Consider the following 22,593-nt stretch of genomic DNA (forward strand, 5'->3'; position numbering starts at 1 on the left):
ATTAGTCCTCCCCTAGTTTCAGCGCTTGATGGACGCGGATGCGGGAGAGCATGAAAGACAGGATGCCCAGCCCGAGCAACAGCATGATAATGACGATGGAATAGAGTCGGAAGAAATCGGCCGCATCGAACATGACCTTGAACGGCGGCACGAGGCTGCTCGGATTAAAGGCGAATTGGAAGTTCGGCACGTACAGGCGGCTGGCGACGTTGCCGACGAGAACCCCGATCCCGATCGCCACCCCGGACGTCAGAAGCTGTTCAAGTCCCAGCATGCCGATCAGTTGGCGAAGCGACAACCCGATCGCCCTCATAATGCCGTTCTGAAGCGTGCGTCCCTTCAACGACAAAATCCAGTAGAGCAGGAAGCCGACGAAGCTGATGACGATGGATATGATGAACCCGAGCGTCAATATGCCGTTGAGGGCGAGCAGGAACGGATCGTTCTTCGCTTTGGCGAGCAGCTCTCGCGAGTTGACGACGCTGAATATGTCGAGCCTGCTCTCTTCGATCCCCTTGTAGAGCTCGCTAGTCGGAGCGTCGGGCTTCATCTTCATCCATACTTGATACGGCTCAAGCGCCAATTGGAACTGAATCCGTCCCAGATGGCCGACGATGAGCATCGGCGCGTTTTTCTTCGCGGCGTCCGCCACGTTAATCGACCCCGTCGGCGGATTCGGATTGAACGTCGGGAAGTAATCGATAATGCCGTACACGATGAACGGCTGAGATTGGATGTTCTCCCACCCGACGTTGATCGAATCGCCGACCTTCACGCCCTTCTGCTCGGCGAGCGTCTTCGAGATGAGCACCGCTCTCGTATCGGTCGCCATCAGGTTCAAATACTCGTTCAGATGATGATCGATCAGATTGTCCGGAAACCACGTCGTCTGCCCGAATTCGTCCGTATCGATGCCGATCAGCATCGCGCTTCCCGTGCCCGATCCAGCGCCGAAGCTGGCGTTCGGCTTCACGAACACTTTGGCCGCATGCTCGACGCCCGGCAGCTTCGTGTAGGGATCGAAAGACGGTTCGATATAGTGAATCACCTTAGGTATAGGCTGCTCCGTCGTCGGAGGCCCCCCCATCGGTCCCGTCACCGGCGGCGGCTTGTCGTTCGGCCAGTTCGCCTGCGTCACGAAATCGGCTCCGTTGCCATAGCGAATCCGGTCTTCCGTGTTGGCGTTGATCGTTCTCGCCGCGCCGGCGCTGAAGACGCCGATGGCGATCGTCATGATGAGGAAAACCATCAGGAATTGGTACTGGCTATTGGAGCGGCCTACCTGAATGAGCGTCGAGTACAAGGAAGGCGGCCACCATTTACGTCCGATCCAATAGATCAGCCTTAACACGTACGGGTACAGCCGAAGAAGAAGCAGTCCGGCTCCGACGACGAACAGGGCGGGCAGCACGAATTGCAACGGATCGATGTTCAGATCGTCGGCGTTAAGCCCGAGTCTCTGGATGTCTTCCAGACGGTTGCGAATCGAGTAAAGCCCATAGATGGCTAAACCAAGCGCGAGCACGTCCAGGAACGCCTTATGCCAGAGCGGCATTCTCATCGAACGCGCCATCTGCTGCTTATGGCCGACGATCGTCACGCGCGTCGCGAGCAGCGCCGGGATGAGCATCATGACGAACGATACGCCGGCGGCGATCGCTCCGTACTTATACGCGTCGGGATTCAATCTTACGTTCATCGAAGTGCGCTGGACGAACTCCAGGAATCCGTTCGAGGAGCCTAACACCTTCGTCAGTCCGAGTCCGATGAACGGCCCTGCCGCGAGAGCGATACAGCAAAGGATCATCGCTTCGACCGCGAAAGAAACCATGATCTGCCACCTTGCCGCGCCTCGGCTCCGCAAGACGGCGATCTCGTTCTTCTGCCTGTCGGTAATCAGGTTGGATACCATGAACATGTAGAAACCGAGCATGATCAATACCGGCACGTTGAGCGACCACATGAGCTTATCGAGCTGCTTGGCCCGATCGAAATATTTCGTGATCGTATCCAGCGCCGGCACGTTGAAATCCGCCTGGAAAACGACGACGCGCGATTTGACGAAGTCGCGGATCGATTGGTCCGTATCGATAAAAGCGTTGACGTTGCGCAAATTCATTTGGCTGTAATCGAGCACGAAGAACCAGCTGCTTAAGGCCAGCGGGATTTTATTCCCCCTGACGATCTCCCGATCGAACAGCGTATCGTTCATAAGGAACGCGGAATTCCAATCGGCGAGCCCCGCGCTTCTGAAATACGGGTCGTCGTCCCGTTTCTTCGCGGCGATGCCGACCGGTTTGATCTTAATCGTGCTTGCGACTTTGTCGTCCTGCACGACGAATACTTTGTCCAGAACGGTCTTGAATTTGGCTAGCGCCCCGTTCGTGACGAGCACCTCGTAGACGCCGTTCACCGGCTCCTTCGCCGGCATTCTTCCGTCTTCGAGCGTAATATGCTCCTCCAAGTCCGTATAGGAGCGAAGCGTCGCGCTCGGCTTCGATTTCCTCGTATCCTCGACGCCTTCCTCCGGAACGAAGACGAACGGCTTCGTGCGCCGCTCCGTTACGAGCTCGGTCACCGGAATGCCGAAGCTTGGCGCTGCCTTGTCCTGCATGAACTGGTCGAGCTCTTGGAGAATACGCTGCTTTTTATCCAAAGGCTCGTTATAGAATCCGACGCTGGACCAGTGCGCTCCCGGATAGAGCGATCGATCCTTCTGGAACGTCTCTAGGTCTTTGACGAGCATCCGGGACAGAATCGCCTCCGAGTAGATCGGCATCGTGCTCACGAGCGCGACGGTCATCAGAATGCCGAAGAACATGCTGAGGACGAGCCACTTGTTCTGAATCATTTTGCGAATAATCATGACGAATAAGGCCACGGTTAAGCCTCCCACCGATCGGATTACGGGGATGAATTACTGAAGCACGATCTCTTGTCCTTCTTCGAGCCCCCTGATGATTTCAACTTCCGTAGGCGTCGTCAACCCGGGTTCGACGTCGACCTCGCGCAGCTTATTGCCGTCCTCCATAATCCGTACGAAGTTGCGCCCCAAGTACGAACGCAAGCCGCTCTTCGGAATTTTAATGGCGTTGTCGCGCTGTTGCGTAATGATCTTCACGCCGGCCAGCTTGCCGATTTCGACTTCCGGCGGCAATTCATCCATATCGATATAGACCGTCTGCGCGTATTTTTGCGCGAGCTCCTGGTTGTCCGTGACCGGAGCGGAGGAGGGGGCCTGCGTCACCGTTCCTACGTATTTCTTCTCTTTGAACGTGATTTCCGCCTCGACGCCGACTTTCACTTCCGTACGGTCCGCGGGGTTGGTTAGCGGAAGCGCCAGACGAAGCTTCTTCGTATCCGAGATGACGACCAGCGTCTGGTACGCTTCGACGAAATCCCCCTCTTTAAGCGATTCGGCGTAAGTGACTTCGCCGTCGATCCGGGCGACTAACTGCTTGCTGTCGTAAAGCTTGCTCAGCTTGTCGTACTTCAATTGCTCGATTTCCAGCTGCAGTCCGGCGATCTTAAGCGCTTGCTCGTCTCCGTCCCGGGTCTGCATGAAATTGTATTTCGCTTTCTCGAACGCGAGCTGCTGCTCTTTGAGCTGAAGATCAAGCCCGTCGACGAGCAGCCTCGCGAGAACGTCGCCCTTCTTGACTTGATCTCCCGCCTTGACGAGAATCTCGTCGATCCGTCCTCCCGCCCCCGTGAATTGGGCCGAGTCCGTCGAATAGGACTCGAAGGTTCCGCTTCCGTTTATCGTTTTCATGACGGTGCCTTTCTCGGCTTTCGTCGTCGAATAGTTCTCTTTGGCCGGTTTGACGAGCGGCGGGCTAAGCGCTTCCTCTTCCTTCGGAAGCAGCGAGCATCCGGCCAATGCTGCGCCGAGCATGACGGTCAGGCCTAATGCGGCAGCTTTATTGACTGTGCGAGACAATTTGTCCATCCTCCAGTTCGTATACGTGGTCGACGATCTCCATAATGGCCGGATCGTGCGTCGTAAGAGCGATCGTAATGCCGCTCTGTTCGACCAGATCGCGAAACACCCTAATGATATGCAAGCCCGTCCGGCTATCGAGCTCGGCGGTCGGTTCGTCCGCCAGGATCAGCTTCGGTTTGTGGGCGATCGCTCGCGCGATCGCGGTGCGTTGCTGCTCGCCCCCGGACAACTCGAACGGACGATGGTGCATTCTCGCTTTTATCCCGACTTGATCGAGCGCTTCGGTCGCCGCCGCTTTCCTCTCTCCGGCCGGTACGCCCGCGATCCGCAACACGAACTCGACGTTCTCGTAAGCGGACATGAGCGGAATGAGCGCGAACGATTGAAAGATGAGTCCCATCTCCGTCCGCCTGACTTCGTCCCGCTCCTTGTTCGACATCGCCGTCAAATCCCGGCCGTCGAATACGATCGTCCCTTCCGTCGGGCGGTCGAGCGCGCTAAGCAAGTTAATGAGCGTCGTCTTGCCAGAGCCTGAACGACCCTTGAACGCGACCAGCTTGCCGGCGGGAAGCCGGATATCTACGCCCTTGAGTACGGTAACCGCGCCAGACCCTCTGCCGAAGACGCGTTTAATGCCCGATGCTTGAATAATAGATTGGGTGATTACAGCCATCTGAATGCTTGCCTCCTTGATAGAAACGACTCTGCGTCGGCTCGGAACCAACTCGCCCTTCAATCTCGCGTTCGCCTGTCCGCCACCGTCTGCCGTTCGACAAGTTCGGGCTTCGCCATGACCAGACGCCCCGGCTTCCCTTCGAACAATTCGTTCAGTAGGGGGACGACCGACGATTGACCATGCCTGATCGTCGTTAGCGGAGGGTTGATGAATTTCGCGAGCAAGTCGTCGTCATACCCGATGACGGAGAAATCCTCCGGCACGCGTAGCCCGCCCTTCTGCAAATTGGAGATCGCGCCGGTCGCCATCAGATCGTTCGCGCCGAACACCGCCGTCATCTCCGGATGGGCTTCGCGCAGCTTCATCAATGCCGCTTCACCGCTTGCGGCGGTAAAGTTGCCCTCGGCGACAAGGCTGGCAGGATGGATGATTCCGTACTCCGCAAGCGCTTCCACGAATCCTTGATATCGTTGTTTGCAGATCCGCAAATGCGACGGGCCGTTTATGTACCCGATGACCCGATGACCGGCTTCCAACAATCTTCTTCCGGCAATCCGGCCTCCTTCCGTATCGTCGGATAAGACCGACGAGCAATGCGGACCTAAGACGCCCTCGAAATTGACGCACGGCACTTGGATTCGCAGCGCTTCTCTCGTGAGCGGATGATGCTCGTCAAAGGCGGGAAACAGGACACACCCTTCAAGGTTGCGAGACTGAACGCTCTCTATCAGTCTTTGTCCTTCGTATACGACGAGAGGAACAAAGTAGAATATCACATCTTTTCCATACTTTTGAATGCTTTTCTGAATCGACGAGAACATATCCCCGAAAGACATGTTGTCATGCTCGAATTCCGGGACGTAAACCCCGATCAGATTGCTGCGCTTACCTACGAGCTGCTGCGCGCCCATGTTCGGCACGTAGCCCATCTCCTTGGCCGTCTTCTCGACAAGCTTCCTCGTCTCCGGATTAACGCCAGGAACGCCGTTCAGCGCTCTGGACACCGTGCTGGCGGATAGCCGCAGCGCTTCGGCGATCGCTTTGATGCCGACCTCGCGGGAGGCGAGCGCTTCTCTCCGTCCGCTATTGCCGCTGCCTCCATTAGAGATGGTCATACCCGCCCGGCAAGCCCGTTTTTGAGCTTCCGCATGACGTCACTCCCCCCGTTTTTCAAGCTCGAAAGGTTGTTGCAAACGTTTGCAACAAAGTCACTTTTACTATATATGGGAAGTAAAATTCTGTCAAACCTATAGCAATAGAAAACCGCCCTCGCGCGGCACGTGTTAGCCGGCGACGGCGGTTCGATATTCGGTTCCTCTAACCGTTACGGTAATATCCAAGCCTCAATGAAATGATTGATCGCGTCTAGATCGGACTGTAAGAAACCCACCTCTTGTACGATTAGAGCGGCATCAAAGCCCATTTGGCTTCTATACTTCGAATAGTTATTGAGTTCGTCCCATGTTACGGAGGTTCTATTCCAATCCTTCAAAAACTTGTCCAAAACGGCGCGATAATAACTATAGTTCTTCGCAAATTCATCAATATATTCACGCAATTCGGTGTAGTCGAGGCTCTCGCGAATATTCAAGGTAAACGACCTGATGCCCGTCGCATGCAACCCGCTCGGACTGTATTCGATTTCCGTGGCGCATTTAAACGTATAATACTTGGCAATAAACCCGGAGTAGCTGCACACGTTCGGCACTCCTCCCTTAACTCCCGGAAACGGCTTGTCCGCGAAACTTCTGGCAGGCGCGGGTTCATACGGAGAAGGCGTAATTACTTTGGCGGCAACCGCCTGCCCCAGCACGCCTAGCACCAATACGATAAGCAATACGGACGACATTAACACTTTACGGTTCATTCGATAATCCTCCTCGTTCTCTGCATCCTTATGATGGATAGAAAACCACCCTCACACGGCGCATGCTAGCCGGCGACGGCGGTGATCGGAATAATTTCGGTATAGTTTCTTCTGTTTCGATTAACGATTCTTTTCTCCGTTACGGCGCTACCCAAAAATCGATTTCATTATTAATATACTCGATTTGCCCCTCTAAATATTGCCAATTAATGAGGGCAAGTTTCGCATAAGAGCCTACTATATCTGCATTTCTCGCATAGTATTTGAGCTCGTTCCATGTTAATGAGGCCCTGTTCAACTCCTCCAAAAGCAAGCTCAATTCACGAAGATAGTTCTGATACATGGATACAAGGTTATCAATGTCTTCACGCAAATATCTAAGAGTTAACTTGTCCTCGAATATATTCAGATCGAATGTCCTTTTGTCTATTGCGTAAAACCCGTACGGACTATAATTAATATCTTGGGCGCATGTTATAGTAAAAAATGTTTGATTCGGACTGGAGTAGCTGCACATATACGGCACCCCGCCCTTGACCCCCGGCAACGGCTGACCAATGATTCCACCGGAAGCGATTTTATTCCGGGAATACACAATTCCGTTGGCAGCAACCGCTTGCCCCAGCACGCCCAGCGCCAATACGATACTCATAACAATCGAAATAAACATATTTCTTCTCACACGATATTCCCTCCAATACGTTGAATTGAGACGACATTTCAGCAAAAGCTATTATGGCTCCTCCAACACAGCTTAACAACAACAATTAATTAATCCATCCAACAAAAGTCCTTTTTTGATAAATATGTAAAAACGACTAGGTTTAGTTCATTTTCTTTCGGTCCGTAAGCGAATAGTCGCATGTCATTTCATCATTCACATCATTAAACATTGGAATAGATACTCATGACAGTCGCCATAAACATTTTTAGTTAGATGGAGTGTCTATTGAGAAAATTATTTTCATTTTATATAATATAATTACGAAATTAATTTTCTCTCAAAGCGTGGTGCGACCATGAGCTTACTGAATGCGATTCGCGAAAAGTTGGAAACCCTTCACCCGAAGGAGCGCAGGCTCGCGGACTTCGTGCTGTCCGACCCCTCGGCAGCCGTCCAAATGACGATCACGGAGCTCTCCGGCCATTCGGGCAGCAGCACGGCGACGATATCGCGGTTCTGTAAGTCGTTCCAATGCCAGAACTTCCCCGAATTCAAACGCAAGCTTGCTACCGAGCTCGTTCAACTTACGGCGACGCCGAACCAATATCAGGATATCGTCGCCGGCAATCCGCTGTCGGACATCGTGCACGCGATAACGGCGAACCACATGAGGTCGCTCACCGATACGACGAGGCTGCTCGACGTCGCCCAGCTCAAATCGGCGATCGCGGCGCTGCACGCGGCCGGACGAATCGACCTGTACGGCTCGGGGACGTCCGGAATCGTCGCGCAGGACTTGTTCCACAAGCTGATCCGAATCGGCAAAGCGGCGGCCGCGTTCTCGGACCCGCACATGCAGCTTACGTCAGCGGCTTCGCTCGCCTCCCGCGACGTAGCGGTAGGCATTTCCTATTCCGGCGAGACGCTAGAGACGATTCACTCGCTTCGCACCGCCGCCGAGCAAGGCGCGACGACGATATCGATCACGAAGTACGGTTCGAACGGCTTGGCCGATACCGCGTCGATCCGGCTGTTCACTTCCTCTGCGGAAGCCGGGATGCGGCGCGGCGACATGGCTTCGCGAATCGCGCAGCTGCACATCGTCGATATTCTGTTCACGGGACTCGTCAGCGAGCATTTCGAGGAATACGTGCCGCGGTTGGAGCGGTCTTTTCAGACGGTTACGCATTATACGGGCAAAAAGGAGAAATCGACGCGATGAACATTCTGACATTCGACAGCGACGGCAAATTAAACGAAGCCGCCGCGGGCATTATTATAGGCACGGTTCAGACGACTCCGCGCGCCGTGCTGGGCTTGGCAACGGGAGGCACGCCGGTCGGCATTTACGGGGAAGTCGTAAAGGAATTCAAGCGGGGCATGATCAGCTTCCGGAACGCGGTATCGTTCAATCTGGACGAATACGTGAATATTCCGGCCGATCATCCCGAAAGCTATCATTCCTATATGAACCAGCATCTGTTCTCCCATATCGATCTTCCCGCATCCCAGCGCTATATCCCGAACGGCAACGCTCCCGATCCGGAAGCGGAATGCCTGCGATACGACTCGCTGATCGAACAGGCGGGCCAGATCGATCTTCAATTGCTCGGACTCGGCCATAACGGGCATATCGGCTTTAACGAGCCCGCTCATGCCCTGATTCGCGGTACGCACGTCGTTGATCTGGCAGAGGAAACGCGCGAAGCGAACGCCCGGTTCTTCGACTCGATCGACGAGGTGCCGAAGCAGGCGCTTACGATGGGGGTAGGGACGATTCTGAAAGCGAAGAAAATATTGCTCGTCGTCAAAGGCGCGGACAAAGCCGATATCGTCGCGCGCGCGCTGCAAGGACCGATTACGACGGATTGCCCGGCCTCGCTGCTGCAGACGCATCCGAACCTGGTCGTCCTGCTCGACGAACCGGCGGCATCGAAGCTGAAGCAGGAGAACCGCCAATGAGAGCTCCCGACACCGGCAAGTTCTTAATCGTCGGCGCCGACATCGTAACCGAGGACCAAGTGATCGAGAACGGCTGGCTTCTTGTCAGCGACGGCAGGATCGAGTCGATCGGAGACGATTCGAGCTCCGCCCCAGCGGCGCCGGAGCATGAAATCGTAGACGCCCAAGGCGGCATCGTACTGCCTGGATTCATCGACGTGCACGTGCATGGCGGCGCCGGGCACGACTTCATGGACGCGGATCGGGACGAATTGCTCGCGATTACCCGATTCCACGCGGAGCATGGCACGACGGGGCTATTGGCCACGTCTTTAACGGCGGCAAGGGATGAATTGACCGCCGTGTTGGAACGGGTGAACGCCTTCATGTCGGAACCGATGCCTTATTCGCAGGTGCTCGGCGTGCACTTCGAAGGTCCGTTCATCAGCGAATCGTGGAAAGGCGCGCAGAATCCGGCTTACATCGTGCCTCCCCAGCCGGAGTGGCTGGAAGCATGGACGGCGCGTTTCCCCGGCGTGATCAAGATCCAGACGCTCGCGCCGGAATCGGAAGGCGCGTTAGCTTACATCGGACTGCTGGCGCGGCACGGCATCGTTCCGAGCTGCGGACATACGGACGCGACGTACGAACGGATCGTAGCGGCCGCCGACCATGGCTTGCGGCATGCGGTTCACACGTTTAACGCGATGCGAGCCTTCCACCACCGCGAGCCCGGCACGGTCGGAGCCGTGCTTACGGACAAGCGCATCATGGCCGAAGTGATCGCGGACGGGCATCACGTTCATCCTGCCGGCATTAAGATGCTTACCGCTGCCAAAGGCGAGGATAACGTCATGCTCGTGACCGACGCCATGGCTGCCGCCGGCATGCCGGACGGCGACTACGAGCTTGGCGGCTTGCCCGTCCGCATGACGTGCGGCGTCGCCCGTCTGAAAGCTTCCGGCAACCTCGCGGGAAGCACGCTCACGATGATCGAAGCGTTCCGCTACATCGTTCGCGAGATCGGCATTCCGCTAGTCGGTGCGAGCAAGATGGCGAGCTTGAACCCGGCCCGCCAGCTCGGGGTCGACGGCGACCGCGGGGCGATCGCTCCGGGCAAGCGGGCCGACCTGCTGCTGACGGACGACTCCCTTAAGCTTAGGCATGTATGGATCGGCGGCAAGTCGATCTGATTCCATACGGAAGCTCCTGCGCGTACGCCGCCGGAGCTTCCGTTTCGTTCGCCGCAATATCCCATGGAAAACGTTTCAAGAACCGACAATTTCACTTATAATACGACTTAGACGAAATACACCAAGCAGATTGAGGTGACTTCCATGATCCGAATCGTCATTGCAGACGATCAGAGGCTCATGCGCGACGGGTTGCATACGATGATCGGCCTTACCGAAGACATGGAAGTCGTCGGCCTCGCCGAAACCGGCGCCAAGGCTGTCGAGCTCGTCGCCCTCCATCGTCCCGACCTTGTGCTCATGGATATTCAAATGCCCGAGATGGACGGAATCGTCGCCACGAAGCGGATCCGGGAGCAATATCCCGACACGGAAGTGCTTATCTTAACGACATACGCCGAGGATAACTATATTATCGATGCGCTTGTATACGGCGCCAAAGGCTTCCTGCTCAAGGATTTGCCCGGCGAGACGATCATGACCGCCATCCGCGACACCATGGCGGGCTCGCTGCTCATGCCTCCTGCGATCGCCGCCAAGCTTGCCTCGCGCCTGAACTTTCTCTCATCGACCGCTCCGGCGCCTCCGCATGCATCGAATTCGCTAAGAACGGCATCGGTGTTGGACGCCTACGCTTTTACGGACCGGGAGAAAGACATCATCATCCGCATGGCCGAAGGCAAAAGCAATCGGGAAATCGCGTCCGAGCTGTTCATCAGCGAGGGCACTATCCGCAATTATATCAGCATCATCTATAACAAGATCGGCGTCAACGACCGCCTGAAAGCCGTCACTTTGCTTAGAGAATGGCTGCAGCGGGACAGCTGAAGCACGCTGACGGGGGACTATTCATGTTCGGATTATCGTATAGGCAATTGCTTAAAGGACTCGGACTTACGCTATGCGTACTGCTCGGATGGCTCGCCCCGATTTTATTCTTGAACGAGAACGCGGATGCGCGGCTGATGAATTTGACCGAAAGATCCGATTGGCAAGTACATGCGGGCGATCTGCCCAAGGGCGCGTACGGAGAGCCGCTCTTCGACGATGCCGAATGGGAGCCTTTCGATACGGACGGCGCCAAGAAGCGCTTGGACTCTCCGGGAATCTATTGGCTCAGAATCCAAATTCATTCGCAGGAATGGCGCGACCCGCACCTGTTCGTCCACGATCTGAAATCGTACGAACTGTATTGGGGCGAAGAGCGGCTGTTCGAATTCAATTTCAGCGATCGCAACCCGTATATGCTTCCTTATTACGAATGGAACCTCGTCTCGCTGCCGTTCGGTTATCCGAACGATCCGCTCCTATTCCGCGTTTATTCCGAGGACGGCGTCATAAGTCCCGGCATCGTCCATGCCGGCAACGCCTCCGATTTCATCGTGCGCATTCTTCATCGCGACGGCGACAAGCTGCTGTATACGATCATATTCTCTTCGATCTTCGTCGTGGCCGCGCTCTTCTATCTGAATACCAAACGCCGGCTTTACTTCTATTTCGGGCTGCTTGCTTTCTGCGCCGCGTACGGGAGCATATGCCGGACCTTCGCGCTCGGCTTGTTCATCGATGCGCCGATGGCCATCTATGTGCACGAGCTGATGCTGCCGCTAGGCGTATTCGCGTTCCATGGATTTTTCGAGCAGATGTTCGGATTGCGTCCCGTCCGCGGCCGCCGTATGGCCCGATACGTCATGCTGCTGTTCTCCTTTGTCTGTTTCGCCGCTAGTTTAATAGAGGTAGAGCTGTATCGCATTCTGATCTATAAAGTGTTTCCGGTCCTGTTCATCCTCATCGCCATATTCTCTTTTATCGCCATTCATCGGATTTATAAAGGCAAAAGGACGACCGAGACGTTCATTATGGTGTTCGGTTATCTGTCGTCCACCGTAACGACGCTGGTTTCTTCTTTGCTTCTGCTCTATCCGAAGCTGCGCGACATTCTATCCTCGAACGCCCCATGGCTGTCGCCTTACGTTCGGGAAGATCAACTGCCGCTTTTCGTAGGTATATTCATATTTTTGTGCTGTATGGCTACGATCGTCATGCTGCGGGAGAACGAGCTGCACCGTCAGGTGAACGAATACGCGCAGGAGCTCGTCGAGAAAAACCGCCAGCTCGAAGCGATCGACAAGCTGAAGGACGAGTTTCTCGCCAATACGTCGCATGAGCTTCGAACGCCGCTCAATGGGATTATCGGCATTACGGAATCGCTGCTCGACGGCGTCGGCGGACCTCTTAACGAGCTTACCCGCAGCAACCTGGCCATGGTCGTCGCCAGCGGCAAGCGGTTATCGGGTCTCATTAACGATATCCTCGACTTTTCGAAGCTTAAGCATGCCGGCATGACGCTGCACATTCAAGGCGTCGACATGAAGCGGACCGCCGATTTCGTCGTCAAGGTGCTTCAACCGATCGCCATCATGAAAGAGATCGAGCTCGTCAACCTGATCGACGATCGTCTTCCTCTCGCGGCCGCGGACGAAAACCGCGTCATGCAAATCCTGTACAATCTGGTCGGCAACGCGCTCAAATTCACCGAGTCCGGCACGGTCGAGCTGTCCGCGCATCAGGACGACGACCTGCTGTACGTCTCGATCAAGGATACGGGAATCGGCATTCCCGCCGATAAGCTTGATGCGATCTTCGAACCGTTCGAGCAAGGCGAAGGCTCCGCAGAACGGCTCTATGAAGGGGCCGGCCTCGGGCTCTCGATCACGAAGAAGCTTCTCGATCTCCACGGCGGCACGATCGGCTTGCAATCGACGATCGGCAAAGGCTCGACGTTCACCTTCACGCTGCCCCTGTACGAGAACGAGAAGCCGGCGGCCGCTCACGCGGACAGCAGCTGGAAGCAGCAGGCTCCGACGCTGCAGCCTCCGATCGCCTGGAACGAAACCGCGGCGGCCGGCGTGCTGCCAGTCCTCGAACAAGCGGACGGCGAAGTCGAGGCGCAGGAGGAACAGGAAGCCCTGCTGCTGCTCGTCGACGACGATCCGGTCAACCTCCAGGTGCTGTCCAATTTCCTGGCAGCCGAGCCGTGCAAGATCGTTAAGGCCGCCAACGGGCTGGAAGCCGTGCGGCTCTTCGAGCAAGGCCTCCGGCCAGACCTGGTGTTGACGGATATCATGATGCCGCGGATGACGGGCTACGACTTAACGAGGCTCATCCGCAAATCGTATAAATCGAACGAGTTGCCGATCATTCTGCTCACCGCGAAAAATCAGGTTTCCGATCTCGTGGAAGGGTTCGACGCCGGCGCGAACGATTACTTGATTAAACCGGTCGAGAAAAGAGAGCTGCTCGCCCGCATCGCTTTGCACTTGACCGTCGCCCAGTTGACTCGCAATTTGGAACGCAAAGTCGCCCAACGGACGAAAGCGCTGCAGGAAACGAACAACCAGCTTCAGGAGTCTCTGAGAGATACGGCGGAAGCTTTAGCGGAAGCGTCGGTGCTCGAGGAACGCAACCGGATCGCCTTCGACATCCACAACACCGTCGGACATTCGCTTACCGCCTCCATCGCCCAGATGGAAGCGGCCAAGATGCTCATCGCCCACAACAGGTCCGAACAGGCGATTCCGAAGCTGGACACCGCGAGAGAGCTCGTAAGCAAAGGACTTAACGATATACGCGGAACGGTCCGCATGCTGAAGCTGGAAAGCACGGAAGGGGATTTGGGAAGCTCCGTCCGGGGACTGATCGAAGAGACGAGGCGCACCGCGGGAGTGGAAATTACCGAAAGCATCGGATCGTTGCCTCCGCTCGGTTCCGCGCAGAAGAGGGCGCTCTTCCATGCGCTGATGGAGGGCTTGACCAACGGCATCCGGCACGGTCAAAGCACGCGGTTCAGGTTCGAGCTGCGCGTTAACGGCGGACAGCTCGAGTTCCGGCTCGCGAACAACGGGCGCAAGTACGAACCGTCGGCATTCGGCTTCGGCTTGTCCGCGATGCGCGATAACATCGCTCGGCTTGGAGGAACGCTCGCCATCGCGCCGCTAGACGATCACGGGACCGAGCTATCGATCGAGCTGCCGCTCGACTGGCGCGCGCAAAGCCGCTTTTTGGAGAAGTCTTGATGCCTGACATCTGCTCCGAACGAAGGCTCGGCGACCGCGTTTTCCGACATCTGATCCCGAACGAGGGCTCGACGACCGCGTGTTTCCGAATAACAACCATTTGCAGTTATTTCACTGAAAATCTCGTTATATGGCAAAATAACAACAGTACGCAGTTATTCGGAGCGAGAAACGGTAATCCGCAGCAAACGCTCTCAAATAACTATCGTTCTGTTGTTATTTTTCTTCCGGCGTAAAATTTGTTCTAAATACCTATTGATATGACGCTATTCCTCTCGCCCTTACATCGATATCCCCTTCGCTCAGAAGTGTCGTAGCCTCCTCCTTCCAGAAGTGTCGTAACTTCCTCCCCCTGAGCGAAGGGGATATCGTTCAAAGGAAGGAGGAACGAACAAAGGCAGCCCCCGGGGCTGCCTTTGACTCTATTAAGATACCACTTCGTTCTGCGAAGTTTTGTTGCGTGCCAGCTTCAGGTAACCGAATACGTTCTGCAGCTCGCTGTCGTCCACGAAGCGCAAGCGCATGTTCTCGGCCGCGTCCAGAATGTACGGCTTGAGCGCCGCTGCTCCGCCGCCTAGAACGTAGAAACATTGGATGTCCGGATACTTCTTCCAGCGTTTGCGAATCAGGTCGACGATCTTCTGCGCCGCGCGCGAGAAGTAGTTGTCAACGATCGGACGAATGTCCGCTTGACCTTCGCCGACTCGCTGGATGATGAAATCGTGTCTGCGAATGCGGTGAATCAGCTTCGTGCGGCTCGGGAACTTGTAGCCGTATTGATCTTCGACATCGCGAATGATCGAATCGAGGTAGGATGCGAGGCCAAGCTGCTCGCCCGTGCTGAATTGGTTGTCGATACTCATGCGCTTAACGACCGGGAAGTCCGTCGTTAACGCGCCCATCTCGCAAATGCCGATGCATCCGTTGTACAGCTCTTCGTCGCGAACCGACAGGTTCTCGTGCGTCGCCATATGGAACAGCGCCGCTGCCCCTTCGATCGAGACGATCGCGCGGCGGATGTTGACCCGCACCGTGCGTCCGCGCAATCTTGGCGTCGACAGGAACGTTACTTCGTGCTCGCCGACGAGCCGTTCCTCGAACGTCTGATGGAATCTCGCGTACGTGCGAACCGGCAACCCGGTCCCGATGACGTACTCGACTTGCTCGATCGACTGGCCAGGCTGGAGCGTCTGAGCCACGCTCGTTACGCTGGCGTATGCTAGCGCCGTCAACGCCACGATCAGCGATTGGTCGCTGGTCGCTTTGTTGTCCGTCTCCTCCAGCTCCGCGTTGTCTTGATCTTCGGAAGCTAGCAAGCCTACGAAGTATCTTTGGCTCTTCTTGCGCAGTTTCGGGCTATAAACCATGACGTCCAACGCCTTGAGCGGGGAATCTTCCTCCTGGAGGACATGCCGTTCGTAGCCGGGCGAGATGACGCTCGGAATAATAATAGGTTCGTTGGAACCGCTGACGACTAATTTAACGCTATCGTTGCCGATATCAATCCCTGCTAATCTGATCATAAGATCCTCCTTACGATTGCACGCCGGTTGATGTTTACCGTAATCCGGAACACTCGATGATACTGAGTTCGCTTTTTTACGACAAAATCCTCCTTTTGCAGGATGGTTTATGACGTTTTTTTTCGGTAAAAAAGGATTATGGTCATTTTTGGTCGAAGATATTGTGAATGGTCAACGAGAATAGCAAAGGAAAATGAGGCTAGCAAGATGCCTTTAGACAGATGGACTCGATGAATATCGTTGCTAGATTCAGGAGGCAAGTCATGAAATGGAGCCGTAAGAGATTCACCTTCATGGTGATTCCGGACGCCAACAGCTCAGTGATTCGATTCCAGCTCTCCGCAGTCGTACTGATTACAGGCGTCGTGTTATTCGTCGCGATCTTGGCGAGCGCGATTACCGCTTTTCTTCTCTACAGGGGCAATCATAGCCAGATCGGTCACTTGCAGAACCGGATTTCCGCTTCGACCGGTCAATACGAACAGATCATTCAAGACAAAGACGTACATATCAACGAGCTGCAGACCGAAATCGTCGGCCTGTCGGAGCAAGCCAAATCGATCGACAACCATATGAGCGACCTCAAGGAACTCGAATCGCAGCTCAAACAGATGGCGGGCATAGAAGACGGCGGCGATACCAAGGCTGCCGCGAAGCTGGACGGTCTTGAAATCGATTCCGACTTCGTCGAGACGGAGATCGAGATGGAAGGCGGGACAGGCGGCGAAGAGCTCCCTGTCACCGACGCGGAGATGAATGCGTTGATCGGCGAAACGCGGGACTTTTACTCCGATCTCGCGCAACGCGCCGAAACCTTGCGGCCGGAGCTTGAGCAGACCAAGGCTGATGTATTGAAGATGGCCGCCATTCTGCGAGTCACTCCGACGATCTGGCCGACGGACTCGCGCAAGCTCACCTCCCCGTTCGGCGTTCGCAAGGATCCTTTCACGAAAAGAGCGAAGTTCCATGCGGGTCTCGATATCGGCGGCGATTATGGCGATTCGATCTACGCTACGGCGGACGGTACCGTTCTCTCCGCGGAACGCACGAGCTCGCATGGGCTTAACATATGGATTTCCCATTCTAACGGCGTGCGCACGCATTACTCGCATCTCAGCAAGATGCTCGTAGGGCCAGGAGACAAAGTGAAGAAAGGCGACCTGATCGCCAAGATGGGTTCGACAGGCAGAAGTACAGGACCGCACCTTCATTACGAAGTAGCGGTTAACGGCACCAACGTAGACCCCAAACCTTATCTCAAAGCGACTAGAAGGGAAAATTGACATGTTCAAATCCAGCAAATCCGCGAAAATAGACCCCAACTCGACCGATACGCTCATCGGCGAAGGCAGCTCGTTCGAAGGTAAAATTCAGTCCGAAGCCGGCTTGCGCGTCGAAGGCCGGATCATCGGGGACATCGATTGCACGGGAGACGTAACGATCGGAGAGAACGGAACCGCCAAGTCGAACATTAAAGCACGCAACGTCATCATCGCCGGACAAGTGACAGGCAACGTGGCCGCTTCAGGCAAGCTGACGATCAAGGCGACCGGCAAGCTGCATGGCAACCTGTCGGCGCTGGAGCTATCGATCGAAACCGGCGCCGTCTTCCACGGCCTCAGCAAGATGGATGCATCGCAGCAGCCGGTTGCCGAAGAAACGCCGCCAGCCCGCGAGCCCGATTCGAAGCAGGCGCATGCGCCTGCCGACGAGACGCCGTCCCTTCTCAAAACCTGGTAATCGACAGGATAACCCGCCTCTAACCGGTAGAGGCGGGTTTGTTATTGCCCGGAGCCTCGGATTTGCGCGTGCTTCCGATATTCGTGTATGATGCTTTAATAAGGACCTATCATCGGGAGAGTACGGGAGTGAAACCTTTGGAAGAAGAGCTGAAGAAAGCTTACGAGACGCTTGGTCTGCCGACCGACGCCACTCGCGAGCAGGTTGAAAAGCGTTATTTTATCCTCATGAAGAAAGTACGCACGCAACATCAAAGAGCCGGCGACGACGAGGATGGAGACGACCGGAAGATCGATCTTGGAGAATACTCCCGGGCCTATAAACTCATTCTCGGCATCGAGTCGGAGAAAGCCAGCACGCAGCCTAAACAAAGTAAACTCGGCCATTTTTTCTATTACTATAAAGTTCATCTCATCGTCAGCATCGTGATCCTGTTGATCGCCGGATATTCCGTTAAGGAAGCCGTCGATAAGCGCAACGAAGAAAGAAGGCTCGGTCCGATCGACTTGTCTATCGGCATGATGGGCAACTTCTACTTCGCCGACATGGACCTGCTCAAAGGCAACTTGATGAAGCTCGTCCCGGAATGGAACCGCATCGAACCGAAGCTGTCGTACATTCCGTTGGAAATCAGAACGGAGCAGGATATCGCTTATCAGCAGAAGAGCGTCCTCAATTTAATTGCGGATCATGACGAGATGTATTTCGTAGACCGAAGGAACTTCGACAACCTCGTCATGCAAGGAGCGTTCCGCAAACTCGAGGAGCTGCAAGGGTTCTCCGCCCTGAACGTGCCCGAAGAACGACTTCGCTTATCCCAGTCCGACGAAGATCCGAGCCCGGCCGCTTACGGGATCGAGATATCCGGCAATCCGATCTTTAACGGCATCGAGCTGACCGGCGAGGACGTCATCGTGGGCATACGGACCGAAGACGAACGATTGCCTAAGACGTTCGAGCTGCTAACGCAGATTTTGAAGTTGCAACCCTAACATATAGGGGGTATCCCTAAGTCATCTTGATGACTTTCGGGATACCCCCTTTGCTTGCTTCCGGGTTACCAGCGGGCAGAGTACACGATCGCGATCGGATCGTTGCCGTTCTTCGTCTTGAGCCCGTTCCATCTCGATGCGTCCGTAATAACGCCTTCATTGAACGTCATCCGATATTCCCAGCCTGGCACCATCTCTTGGTCCAGCTTCAGCACGACATCCCAGACGAGCGCGTTACGATTGTTCAGCTCATCGCCCTCGATCTCGATAAGCTTCCCGTCGAGCTGCTTGACCGTGAACGCCGCTTCGTCCACGTTCGTTACCGGTTCGCTGAAACTTACCTTTACCCGCCCTTTATCGATTGCTTTGACTTCGGTTACGTACGGAGGCGGATTATCGACGTTCGTTCCCGCGAATTCAAGCTCGTCGGCGGCATCGGAAGTCAAGAGCGAAGCCGCGCCGGATACGCGAGCAAGGTAATAATGGCCGGGATTGAACAGCTTCGGATCGCCGGACGCTTTCGTGCGGAATTGGATCGTTGCCGACTTGTCGTCCTTGCGCAGCGCGTATTGGTTCCATCCGTCCATCGAGACGTTCGCGCCGTTGTCTTTCAGAATATAGGCTTTCAAGTTCGCGATATCCTGATCGGTAATCGAACGGCTGAAGCCGACCTCAACCGTGTTGTTGTTGACGGCCTTGATCCATTGGAGCCGAACCGGAATTTCAGGATTGGCGATGCCTCCGAACTTCCAGTTCGTCGAAGTATCCATGCGGTTGCCGGCAAGGTCGCGGATGTCGCTGACCGTCAGCTTGTAAAGCACGCCGTCCTGCTGCGGCGCCGTTCTGAGCGATACGGTTTTGCCGTCGCTTTCCAGAGTGGCCTGCGTGACCGCGAGACCTTTGTCGATGGCGTACCTGTTCGTCTGCTTGGCATCGTCGGGATTGATTTTCTCGTTGAACTTAACGGTGACGACCGCCGTATTGTTCACTTGCACCGACGTTACCGTAGGTTTGTTGTAGTCGCTTGAGATCGAACGCGTGACCTGATCGAGCGCGTTGTCCGACTTGTCTTTGACGCCCCGGATCGTAAGCTCGTAACTCCAGCCGTCCTGCTGCTCGTTCGTCGTCAAAAGCACTTTGCGATCCGTAGTCAAATCCGCGTCCTGAACGCGAAGTCCGTTGTTGAACCGGTAATTGTGCTCGTTCTCCGCGGAAGCTTTGTCGACCGCCTCGTTGAAGATGACCTCTACCGTTCGGTTGTTCAGCGGCGTTACGGATTGCAGTTGCGGCTTCGTCGTATCCTCGACATAGGAAATAAAGCCCCATGGACTACCGCCATCGACGGTCAACGTATGCGGGACGCCGCCGAACATCCGATCCGTCCACAGCGTAATCGTTCTGCCGTCCCTGCTGACGGAAGAAACCCCTACTCTAATCTTGTTGCCGTAAAGGTCGACGAGGGTAAATCTTTTGTCCTCTACTTTGGTGGCCGGTTGGAAGAGCGTAACTTTAAGCTCGCGGTTCGATACCGCCTCGACGTTCATGACCGTGAGCGCTGGCTCGTTCAGATCCTTGAATATCGCATAGATCGCCTCTACGAGCTGCCCGCGGGTCGCGTAAGCGGTATAATCGTCCGCTTTGTCGATCAGGTCGTTGTCTAGCGCGGTGCGCACGGCGCCTCTCGCCCATGTCGAAACCGTGCCGGTGACGAATCCGGAGCTTCTGCTCTCGTAGCCCGTTGCGCGGACGAGTATGGCGGCAAGCTGTTCGACGGTCACGTTATTCTCGGGAGAAAACTTCCGCCCGTCGCCTACCATGAGACCGGATTTGTTAACGGCTTCGACTACCGTGAACGACCAGCGGTTTCTCTCGACGTCGTCGAAGCTTTTCGTGCGCGGGGAGTCCGCGAGCTCGAAAACGCGGTATAACACGACGGCGAACTCTTCGCGCGACATCGCGTTGTATAACTTGGACGAGCCGTCTGGGTAACCGGTGAAGATCCCTTCTTTTTTCAGCGAATTGAATTTCTCTTCGGTCGATATGTCCGCAGCCGATGCGACGTTATAGGCGACACTTGCGAACAAAACGAGGGATAGGAGCAGCACAACGATTTTCTTCACTTTCGCAACCTCCTTTGTTCCGCCCAGGTTAGGTTGAGATAAGCAGCGTTGGCGGCGGTTAATCCTTTTGACGCAGGTTCGATACGTTTTGTTTCTCAATAAGCAAAAATATGGGCAAAATGAGACGAAGTGTAACAACTTGTCCATGGGTTCATGCGGAGAAGGAGCAAGCTATTGCGATAGTTTGAAAGTTTGTGGATGTTCATCTCATTTGGGCATTTCAGGTGTAGCGGGACTTCAGTCGGAAGATGATCTTACGGAGTATCGAGGTAGCTCGAAGGTTAGTGGTGTTTCGGCGCGTTACGGTCTCTCAGACCGCTAGGGCGTCGCGATCTCGCTATCTGTATCTGCACCGTGCAGCGGTCTCTCAGACCGCTACAACGAAAAACCGCCTCGCGAGGAGGCGGCGCGGTTACGCTTTGGAGTACCAGGTCGGCCAGTGCTTGCGCGGGTTGGCGACTTTGCGGCCGTCGGCGAGACGCAGCCACGTATCGAACGGCTTGCCGTTGCGCAGCCGGATGATGCGCGCGCCGCGCTGGAACAGCCAACGGCCGTAGGTCGAGTAGCCCGTTGCGCGGCCGTAGCATAGGCGTATGCCGAAAAGCTCTCCAGCGTAATCGTTAATGTGATCGTGACCGCAGAATACGCCTTGGATCGACTTCGCGTCCAGCATCGCCGCGAAGAGACCCGAATTAACCGGCGCGCAGCCGACCTTCTCGTACCGATGTCCGAAACAGACGCGGTGATTCCAGACGTCGCGGTATTCGGGAATCGGTATGTGCATGAACGCCAATGCAGGCAACGGTTCGCCGCCGTTGAATTGACGGTACGCTTTGGCCTCTTGACGGAACCATGCCAGTTGAAGCTCCCGAATCCATCCGTAGCCGGCCGCTTCCTCATGGTCGGAATAGTCTCCGCTATCGAGGAAATAGAGCGCGGCTCTCAACCGCCCCTCCCTATCTTCGATCCGCAGCGAGAAATTGCCCACTCCTTCGATCTCCGGCGGACCGGATTGCGCCACGTTCCCCGGCAACTCCAGTTGCGCCTGCATAAGCTGCTCCCGCGTTACGTTGCCTTCGCTGTCGTGATTGCCGAATACCGCTGCCCAGGGAATTCCGCTGGAAGCCGCCACGGACAGCGCGTCCCGGAAAGACTTCACCGGATCGCGGCAGCGCCGGCTCTCGATAATGTCGCCGGTAAACACGACCAAATCCGGTTTCTCCGCAGCCAACACGCGCTCCATTAACGCCCGCGTCCTCAAGTCCGCCGCCCCTCCGTTGTTCCAGTGCAGGTCGGTGAACTGTACGATCGTGAACGTTCCGTCCGGTCGCATGCGAAGGGCTCGGTCCATCATTCTCTCAGCGCGTCGCGCAGCTTGCTGGACATCGAAGACATCGCTCCGCCGCCGAGCGTCGCCCCGTGGAGCGCCTTGCGCGTCCGATCCAGATCGTCCTTCAGCTTGGCGTTCTTCGCCCTCAGCTCCGCAAGCTCGCCAGCGGAAGGATCGTCCCCTAGCCGTTGCCCGTTCGAGTAATAAGCATCCGGCGTATATACTCGAAATGCGATTTCCATCTCCTCGAGCCCGAGCGCCTCGCGCACATACCTATCGACGCAAGCCGCAGCCGCATCTCTAGCCGCCGTTCCGCGCTCGAACCAGACGACCTCGACGAACGGGTACGAAGCGACGCGCTTGCCCGCGAATACGGCAGTCGTATGCATGCACTCCAACAAAATATGGTCGGACGGACAATCGAATATAACCGCCAGTTCTCCCGCCAAAGCTTCGCTTACGGAAGCAAGGCGATCGGGATCTACGCCCCGAATCAATAAATGCGGCACTGCCATCACTTCCTGTTCG

The 22,593-nt window shown here is 55.6% G+C and carries 18 protein-coding genes; 8 read left to right on the top strand and 10 right to left on the bottom strand.

Going from position 1 to position 22,593, the window contains the following annotated elements:
* Position 1: 1 nt before the first annotated feature.
* The 6 genes from COHPA_RS0108265 to COHPA_RS0108290 all read right to left on the bottom strand — a co-directional run bounded on the left by COHPA_RS0108265 (position 2) and on the right by COHPA_RS0108290 (position 7,168).
* The gene (locus COHPA_RS0108265) at positions 2 to 2,881 is read right to left on the bottom strand and encodes an ABC transporter permease (RefSeq protein WP_027085711.1); all 2,880 of its coding nucleotides are present in this window, start codon (positions 2,879 to 2,881) and stop codon (positions 2 to 4) included.
* A 36-nt stretch (positions 2,882 to 2,917) separates the two neighbouring features.
* Complete coding sequence (locus tag COHPA_RS0108270) at positions 2,918 to 3,940, bottom strand: efflux RND transporter periplasmic adaptor subunit (protein ID WP_027085712.1); 1,023 nt, start codon at positions 3,938 to 3,940, stop codon at positions 2,918 to 2,920.
* Positions 3,921 to 4,616 (bottom strand): ABC transporter ATP-binding protein, encoded by a 696-nt coding sequence (locus COHPA_RS0108275; RefSeq protein ID WP_027085713.1) that lies wholly within the window; start codon positions 4,614 to 4,616, stop codon positions 3,921 to 3,923. Before COHPA_RS0108275 ends, COHPA_RS0108270 begins: the two co-directional genes overlap by 20 nt.
* Positions 4,617 to 4,675: 59 nt before the next feature.
* Entirely contained in the window at positions 4,676 to 5,734 is a 1,059-nt protein-coding gene (locus COHPA_RS0108280) for a LacI family DNA-binding transcriptional regulator (RefSeq protein ID WP_027085714.1), read from the bottom strand.
* 209 nt (positions 5,735 to 5,943) lie between these two features.
* Positions 5,944 to 6,486, bottom strand: a complete 543-nt coding sequence (locus tag COHPA_RS0108285) for a hypothetical protein (protein ID WP_027085715.1) — start codon at positions 6,484 to 6,486, stop codon at positions 5,944 to 5,946.
* Positions 6,487 to 6,625: 139 nt separating this feature from the next.
* Complete coding sequence (locus COHPA_RS0108290; RefSeq protein WP_027085716.1) at positions 6,626 to 7,168, bottom strand: hypothetical protein; 543 nt, start codon at positions 7,166 to 7,168, stop codon at positions 6,626 to 6,628.
* Positions 7,169 to 7,505: 337 nt separating this feature from the next.
* Here COHPA_RS0108290 and COHPA_RS0108295 point away from each other — a divergent pair, with 337 nt between their 5' ends.
* The 5 genes from COHPA_RS0108295 to COHPA_RS23195 all read left to right on the top strand — a co-directional run bounded on the left by COHPA_RS0108295 (position 7,506) and on the right by COHPA_RS23195 (position 14,360).
* A complete protein-coding gene (locus COHPA_RS0108295) occupies positions 7,506 to 8,372 on the top strand; it encodes a MurR/RpiR family transcriptional regulator (RefSeq protein ID WP_027085717.1) in 867 nt (288 codons plus the stop codon).
* Positions 8,369 to 9,112, top strand: a complete 744-nt coding sequence (gene nagB, locus COHPA_RS0108300; RefSeq protein WP_027085718.1) for a glucosamine-6-phosphate deaminase — start codon at positions 8,369 to 8,371, stop codon at positions 9,110 to 9,112. Before COHPA_RS0108295 ends, nagB begins: the two co-directional genes overlap by 4 nt.
* Complete coding sequence (gene nagA, locus COHPA_RS0108305) at positions 9,109 to 10,284, top strand: N-acetylglucosamine-6-phosphate deacetylase (RefSeq protein ID WP_027085719.1); 1,176 nt, start codon at positions 9,109 to 9,111, stop codon at positions 10,282 to 10,284. The genes nagB and nagA overlap by 4 nt, the downstream gene beginning before the upstream one ends.
* Before the next feature lie 144 nt (positions 10,285 to 10,428).
* Entirely contained in the window at positions 10,429 to 11,112 is a 684-nt protein-coding gene (locus COHPA_RS0108310; protein ID WP_027085720.1) for a response regulator transcription factor, read from the top strand.
* A 23-nt stretch (positions 11,113 to 11,135) separates the two neighbouring features.
* Positions 11,136 to 14,360, top strand: a complete 3,225-nt coding sequence (locus tag COHPA_RS23195; protein WP_027085721.1) for an ATP-binding protein — start codon at positions 11,136 to 11,138, stop codon at positions 14,358 to 14,360.
* A 425-nt stretch (positions 14,361 to 14,785) separates the two neighbouring features.
* On the opposite strand, the gene COHPA_RS0108320 is transcribed toward COHPA_RS23195, so the two are convergent.
* On the bottom strand, positions 14,786 to 15,883 hold the full coding sequence (locus tag COHPA_RS0108320; protein ID WP_027085722.1) for a ParM/StbA family protein: 1,098 nt from the start codon (positions 15,881 to 15,883) through the stop codon (positions 14,786 to 14,788).
* 263 nt (positions 15,884 to 16,146) lie between these two features.
* Here COHPA_RS0108320 and COHPA_RS0108325 point away from each other — a divergent pair, with 263 nt between their 5' ends.
* The 3 genes from COHPA_RS0108325 (at position 16,147) to COHPA_RS0108335 (ending at position 18,615) form a co-directional block, all read left to right on the top strand.
* On the top strand, positions 16,147 to 17,166 hold the full coding sequence (locus tag COHPA_RS0108325; RefSeq protein WP_027085723.1) for a M23 family metallopeptidase: 1,020 nt from the start codon (positions 16,147 to 16,149) through the stop codon (positions 17,164 to 17,166).
* Position 17,167: 1 nt separating this feature from the next.
* Positions 17,168 to 17,623, top strand: a complete 456-nt coding sequence (locus tag COHPA_RS0108330; protein WP_027085724.1) for a bactofilin family protein — start codon at positions 17,168 to 17,170, stop codon at positions 17,621 to 17,623.
* A 128-nt stretch (positions 17,624 to 17,751) separates the two neighbouring features.
* The gene (locus COHPA_RS0108335; RefSeq protein ID WP_156926618.1) at positions 17,752 to 18,615 is read left to right on the top strand and encodes a hypothetical protein; all 864 of its coding nucleotides are present in this window, start codon (positions 17,752 to 17,754) and stop codon (positions 18,613 to 18,615) included.
* A gap of 65 nt (positions 18,616 to 18,680) precedes the next feature.
* On the opposite strand, the gene COHPA_RS0108340 is transcribed toward COHPA_RS0108335, so the two are convergent.
* From COHPA_RS0108340 to COHPA_RS23200, 3 genes are all read right to left on the bottom strand, one after another.
* Positions 18,681 to 20,735 carry an Ig-like domain-containing domain gene (locus COHPA_RS0108340; protein ID WP_027085726.1) on the bottom strand — a complete coding sequence of 685 codons (2,055 nt, stop codon included), beginning with the start codon at positions 20,733 to 20,735 and terminating at the stop codon, positions 18,681 to 18,683.
* Positions 20,736 to 21,147: 412 nt separating this feature from the next.
* On the bottom strand, positions 21,148 to 22,089 hold the full coding sequence (locus tag COHPA_RS0108345; protein ID WP_342667803.1) for a metallophosphoesterase family protein: 942 nt from the start codon (positions 22,087 to 22,089) through the stop codon (positions 21,148 to 21,150).
* Entirely contained in the window at positions 22,086 to 22,574 is a 489-nt protein-coding gene (locus COHPA_RS23200; protein WP_027085728.1) for a DUF1904 family protein, read from the bottom strand. The genes COHPA_RS0108345 and COHPA_RS23200 overlap by 4 nt, the downstream gene beginning before the upstream one ends.
* Between the last annotated feature and the right edge of the window lie 19 nt (positions 22,575 to 22,593).

The organism is Cohnella panacarvi Gsoil 349 (assembly GCF_000515335.1).
Classification (GTDB): Bacteria; Bacillota; Bacilli; order Paenibacillales; family Paenibacillaceae; genus Cohnella; species Cohnella panacarvi.

Excerpts from the sequence above, each read along its gene's own strand:
- COHPA_RS0108275 (WP_027085713.1), bottom strand. The coding sequence starts at position 4,616 with ATGGCTGTAATCACCCAATCTATTATTCAAGCATCGGGCATTAAACGC.
- COHPA_RS0108280 (WP_027085714.1), bottom strand. The coding sequence starts at position 5,734 with ATGACCATCTCTAATGGAGGCAGCGGCAATAGCGGACGGAGAGAAGCG.
- COHPA_RS0108285 (WP_027085715.1), bottom strand. The coding sequence starts at position 6,486 with ATGAACCGTAAAGTGTTAATGTCGTCCGTATTGCTTATCGTATTGGTG.
- COHPA_RS0108295 (WP_027085717.1), top strand. The coding sequence starts at position 7,506 with ATGAGCTTACTGAATGCGATTCGCGAAAAGTTGGAAACCCTTCACCCG.
- nagB (WP_027085718.1), top strand. The coding sequence starts at position 8,369 with ATGAACATTCTGACATTCGACAGCGACGGCAAATTAAACGAAGCCGCC.
- nagA (WP_027085719.1), top strand. The coding sequence starts at position 9,109 with ATGAGAGCTCCCGACACCGGCAAGTTCTTAATCGTCGGCGCCGACATC.
- COHPA_RS0108310 (WP_027085720.1), top strand. The coding sequence starts at position 10,429 with ATGATCCGAATCGTCATTGCAGACGATCAGAGGCTCATGCGCGACGGG.
- COHPA_RS23195 (WP_027085721.1), top strand. The coding sequence starts at position 11,136 with ATGTTCGGATTATCGTATAGGCAATTGCTTAAAGGACTCGGACTTACG.
- COHPA_RS0108320 (WP_027085722.1), bottom strand. The coding sequence starts at position 15,883 with ATGATCAGATTAGCAGGGATTGATATCGGCAACGATAGCGTTAAATTA.
- COHPA_RS0108325 (WP_027085723.1), top strand. The coding sequence starts at position 16,147 with ATGAAATGGAGCCGTAAGAGATTCACCTTCATGGTGATTCCGGACGCC.
- COHPA_RS0108330 (WP_027085724.1), top strand. The coding sequence starts at position 17,168 with ATGTTCAAATCCAGCAAATCCGCGAAAATAGACCCCAACTCGACCGAT.
- COHPA_RS0108345 (WP_342667803.1), bottom strand. The coding sequence starts at position 22,089 with ATGATGGACCGAGCCCTTCGCATGCGACCGGACGGAACGTTCACGATC.